Origin of the sequence: uncultured Cetobacterium sp. (assembly GCF_947039425.1) — a bacterium.
Taxonomy (GTDB): Bacteria; Fusobacteriota; Fusobacteriia; order Fusobacteriales; family Fusobacteriaceae; genus Cetobacterium_A.
Genome location: NZ_CAMQYW010000276.1, coordinates 1 through 2,677, shown reverse-complemented (window position 1 = coordinate 2,677; position 2,677 = coordinate 1). Strand labels below are relative to the sequence as shown.

Here is a 2,677-nt window from a genome sequence, read left to right as displayed (position 1 = left end):
TGCTCTTCCGATCTTCTAGTATTGACAATAGCTCCTTTATAATCTATTCCTACAAAAGTACCTAAAATAGCTAGACCTGAAAAAAATGTAGAAAGTAAAAATATATCTTGTTTACTATGTTTTTCTTTAGTAAAAATATTTTTAGCACTTTTAAATTTAGTAAAGAAAAAAGCAAGTGCAATAATATATCCCAAGGTATTAAATAGTTTACTTGTTAATTCAAACATAAAATTCTCCTTAAATGAAATAATTTATATTATATCATAAAGATAAATATGTTCAAAATAGCATTTAAGAATTAAAAAATGACACTTTAAGTTAAAAAAAATGCATTTCATTCTGAAAAACACATTTTATAAGAGAATAGGGATATAATGATATTATGAAATATATAATACCTTAGGAGGATAATAATGATAAGTTTTATCGTATCACTAATTGCACTAATAGTAGGATATTTTACATATGGTAAATATGTGGAAAGAGTTTTTGGAGTAGATGAGAAAAAAACTACACCAGCAAAGAGATTAGCTGATGGAGTTGATTATGTTGAACTTGATTGGAAAAAAGCCTTTTTAATTCAGTTTTTAAATATAGCTGGATTGGGACCGATTTTTGGAGCAGTAGCAGGAGCATTATGGGGACCAGTTGCATTTTTATGGATTGTATTTGGATGTATTTTTGCAGGAGCAACACATGACTTTTTATCAGGAATGTTATCTGTAAGACATGATGGAGCAACAATAGCAGAAATAGTTGGATTCTATTTAGGAGATAATGCTAAAAAAATAATGAGAGTTTTCTCTGTTGTTTTATTAATATTAGTTGGAGTTGTTTTTGTAAATGGACCAGCAGGAATACTTGCAAATATGACGAATATAAACTCTTTAATATGGGTAGCGATAATTATAGCATACTATATGCTTGCAACTATATTACCAGTTGATAAACTTATTGGAAAAATTTATCCGATATTTGGAGCATCTTTAATTGTTATGGGTATTGGAATAGCTGGTGGATTAATATTTCAAGGATATAATATTCCAGAAGTTACTTTAACAAATATGCATCCAAAAGGTGTAAGTATTTTCCCATACCTATTTATAACAATAGCTTGTGGGGCAATTTCAGGATTCCATGCAACTCAATCACCTTTAATGGCTAGATGTATGAAAAATGAAAAAGAAGGAAGAAAGATATTTTATGGTTCTATGATAGCAGAGGGAATTATTGCACTTATTTGGGCAGCAGCAGCAATGACTTTCTTTGGTGGAACAGAAGGACTAATGAATGCAGGACCAGCAGGAGTAGTAGTAAATACAATTTCTAATTCAATATTAGGGAAAGTCGGAGGAGCTTTAGCTTTACTAGGAGTAGTTGCTTGTCCAATAACTTCAGGAGATACAGCATTTAGAAGTGCAAGATTAGCAGTTGCTGATGCAATTAACTATAAGCAAGGTCCAATAAAAAATAGATTTGTAATAGCAATACCACTATTTGCAATAGGAGTAGCTCTTTGTTTCATGGATTTCGCAATTATTTGGAGATATTTTGCATGGGCTAACCAAACTTTAGCAACAATAGCTTTATGGGCTGGAGCGGTCTTCTTAGCCAATGAGAAGAAAAATCACTGGATAGCGAGTATTCCAGGTACATTTATGACAGCAGTTGTTACAACATATATTTTAATTGCACCAGAAGGATTTAGAATAAATGAAACAATAGGATATACAATTGGGATTGTTGCAGCAGTACTTGCAATGGGATTATTCTTAAAGAAAATTTCAAAAAATAATTAGTAGAATTTAAGGTGTTGTAATGACACCTTTTTTTTATTTGTTAAAATATGGTATAATATATAAAAAGAGGTGTTGAAAATGTTTTCTATAAATTATAAGGTAACTGTGTCAGATATTAATTATGGTGGACATATGGGGAATGAGAGAGCATTAATATTGTTTCAACAAGGAAGGATAGATTTTTTTAAAAATTTAAATTTATCAGAAATAAATATTGGAGATGATATCGGGACTATACAGTTAGAATCACATGTGAAATATTTAAAAGAAGTTTATTTAGGTGAAGTTTTAAAAATAAATATTGATGATATAGTATTGAAAAAAACATCAATGGATTTTATCTATAGTGTATATAATGAAATCAACGAGAAAGTACTAGAGGGAAGCACACTTATTCTCGCATATAACTATGAAAGAAAAAAAGTTTCTAAAATTCCATCTATTTTTTTAGAAAAATTAAGAAATGGAGAAAAATATGAAAATACAATTAAATAAATATCAAAAATTAGCAATTTACTTAGTAATAGTACTTGCTTATTTAATGAGAGAATATTTAAAGACAAAATAAGGCACTTGTGTCTTATTTTTTTTTATTAAAAAAAGGAAAAAAGATGAAAAATTATAAGAAAGATATTAGAGATGTAAATAAAAGGAGGATTGTTATGAAAAACAAAATAAAAATATTGACTTTATTAGTATTAGGAAGTTTATTTGTTGCTTGTGGAGGAGAAAAAGAAGCTGAAAAAAAACTAGTGGAAACAAAAAAAATGGAAAAACCAGTAGATAAAGTAGCTACAGATACAAAAGCTCAAGAAACTCCAAAAATAGAAAAAGTTACAGAGGAAGATCGGAAGAGCGTCGTGTAGGGAAAGAGTGTA

At 28.9% G+C, this 2,677-nt stretch carries 3 protein-coding genes; 2 read left to right on the top strand and 1 reads right to left on the bottom strand.

What is annotated here, in order from left to right:
* On the bottom strand, positions 1-227 hold a 227-nt coding region (locus Q0V09_RS10440), incomplete at its 3' end, for a LytS/YhcK type 5TM receptor domain-containing protein (protein ID WP_297489338.1).
* A 186-nt stretch (positions 228-413) separates the two neighbouring features.
* Between Q0V09_RS10440 and Q0V09_RS10435 the strand changes: the two genes are divergently transcribed.
* Positions 414-1,799 carry a carbon starvation protein A gene (locus Q0V09_RS10435; RefSeq protein ID WP_297406323.1) on the top strand — a complete coding sequence of 462 codons (1,386 nt, stop codon included), beginning with the start codon at positions 414-416 and terminating at the stop codon, positions 1,797-1,799.
* Between the two features lie 78 nt (positions 1,800-1,877).
* Positions 1,878-2,294 carry a thioesterase family protein gene (locus tag Q0V09_RS10430; protein ID WP_297489335.1) on the top strand — a complete coding sequence of 139 codons (417 nt, stop codon included), beginning with the start codon at positions 1,878-1,880 and terminating at the stop codon, positions 2,292-2,294.
* Positions 2,295-2,677 lie beyond the last annotated feature (383 nt).

Excerpts from the sequence above, each read along its gene's own strand:
- Q0V09_RS10435 (WP_297406323.1), top strand. The coding sequence starts at position 414 with ATGATAAGTTTTATCGTATCACTAATTGCACTAATAGTAGGATATTTT.
- Q0V09_RS10430 (WP_297489335.1), top strand. The coding sequence starts at position 1,878 with ATGTTTTCTATAAATTATAAGGTAACTGTGTCAGATATTAATTATGGT.